Below are 1,777 nucleotides of genomic sequence, written 5' to 3' on the forward strand. Positions count from 1 at the left end.
TAAGAACGCCATTCTGATTGTGGAATTTGCTGCCTTGGCAGAGCAGCATGGCAAATCCGTTGTCGCGGCAGCGCTGGAAGGTGCAAGCTTGCGTCTACGTCCAATTTTAATGACGTCGTTGGCCTTTGGTGCCGGGATTCTGCCACTGGTTTTTGCCTTTGGTGCCGGGGCGGTCAGCCGTCAGGAAATCGGAGTCAGTGTTCTGGGTGGGGTAATCTTTGGAACTGTGTTGGTGCTGATCTTTATTCCATTTATGTATGTGATGATCCGTAGCCTGTTTCAGAAGAAAAAGCAGGCACTGAATTAAGATCATCTACCTTCAGCTATAAAGATCAATGAAGTAACACCATGCTTCACTCAGCTGAGGCATAGTGAATGAAACTAGAATATAAAAATATATGATAACAAGAGGGCAGCAGCGCGCAGATGGATCAGCAAGTTGAACAGGTACGGGAATTATTAAAATTGCATCAGACAGGTGCAGGCCAGCAGCTGGCACAATTGAATATCGCCGATCAGGCAAGGCTATTAGCCGAGCTGAAACCAGCTGAACGGCAGCATCACTTTGAGCAGCTGCAACGCCCGGTAGAAGTCTTTGAATACTTGCCTCTGCATCAGCAGCTTCAGCTTACGGCATCATTATCTCTCGAAGAACTGGTGACCTTACTGGATGCAATGCATTCGGATGACTTTATTGACCTGTATAAACAGCTGCCTCTTTCGGTACAGCAGCAATTGCTGGGCAAGCTTTCAGCACAGTCATGTCAGGTACTAAAAGTACTCCATGCCTATCCGGAGGAAACTGCCGGTGCATTGATGAGTTCGGATTATTTGACGCTGCCTCCTGAACTCAGCATGAACGAGGCAATTGAAACGCTACGTGATATTGCTGGAAATCATGACACGCTGTATCTGATCTATATTGTAGATGCACAGCAACATCTGCTGGGGGTAATTTCATTACGTCAGATTATTCAGGCACTGCCTACCGCGACTATTGCCGAGGTTATGACGAAAGAAGTGATTTATGGCACGGTGGATGAAGATCAGGAAAAGATTGCACGCACGCTGGCCTATTACGACTTTATTGCCTTGCCGATTGTTGATACGTCCAAAAAACTGGTCGGGATTGTGACTTATGACGATGCCATGGATATTGCCGAGGCCGAGAGCACGGAGGATTTCCAAAAAGCAGGTGCGGTATCACCGCTAGATCAACACAGTATCAAAACTGTGCCAATTTTATCGCTGTATAAAAAACGAGTATTTTGGCTGGTACTGCTGGTGTTTGGCAGTTTGCTATCCAGTTTTGGTATTGCCAAATATGAGGACATCATTGCGGAACATATCGTATTGGTATTTTTCCTGCCACTGCTGGTGGGAAGTGGCGGGAATGCAGGTTCTCAGTCTGCTACATTGATGGTCCGGGCATTGGCAACTGGCGATGTACAGTTTACAGACTGGTTCCGTCTGGTTGGACGGGAGTCTCTGGTCGCGCTGTGTCTTGGTCTAACTATGGCCTGTACTGTTTCGATTCTGGGTTATATCCGGGGCGATCTGATGGTTGCTGTAGTACTTGCCATCAGTATGACTGGGATTGTTTTGCTTGGTTGTCTGATCGGCATGAGTCTGCCATTTATCTTGAATAGGCTGAAACTCGATCCTGCCAGTGCTTCAGCGCCCCTGGTGACATCGATCTGCGATGCCAGTGGGGTGGTGGTGTATTTGTTCGTGGCATCCAGACTTTTGTTTTAAGTTAGGGCGTGTCCTCATTTGA

Annotated in this window: 2 protein-coding genes; both read left to right on the top strand. The window is 47.5% G+C overall.

Annotated features, from left to right (window positions below; genetic code table 11):
* Positions 1 to 307: efflux RND transporter permease subunit (locus tag B4033_RS11320; protein WP_286834084.1), on the top strand; the 307-nt coding region annotated here is incomplete at its 5' end.
* 119 nt (positions 308 to 426) lie between these two features.
* Positions 427 to 1,755, top strand: a complete 1,329-nt coding sequence (gene mgtE / locus B4033_RS11325; protein WP_286834087.1) for a magnesium transporter — start codon at positions 427 to 429, stop codon at positions 1,753 to 1,755.
* Positions 1,756 to 1,777: the final 22 nt, after the last annotated feature.

Origin of the sequence: Acinetobacter sp. UBA3132 (assembly GCF_002364825.1) — a bacterium.
GTDB lineage: Bacteria > Pseudomonadota > Gammaproteobacteria > Pseudomonadales > Moraxellaceae > Acinetobacter > Acinetobacter schindleri.

Excerpts from the sequence above, each read along its gene's own strand:
- mgtE (WP_286834087.1), top strand. The coding sequence starts at position 427 with ATGGATCAGCAAGTTGAACAGGTACGGGAATTATTAAAATTGCATCAG.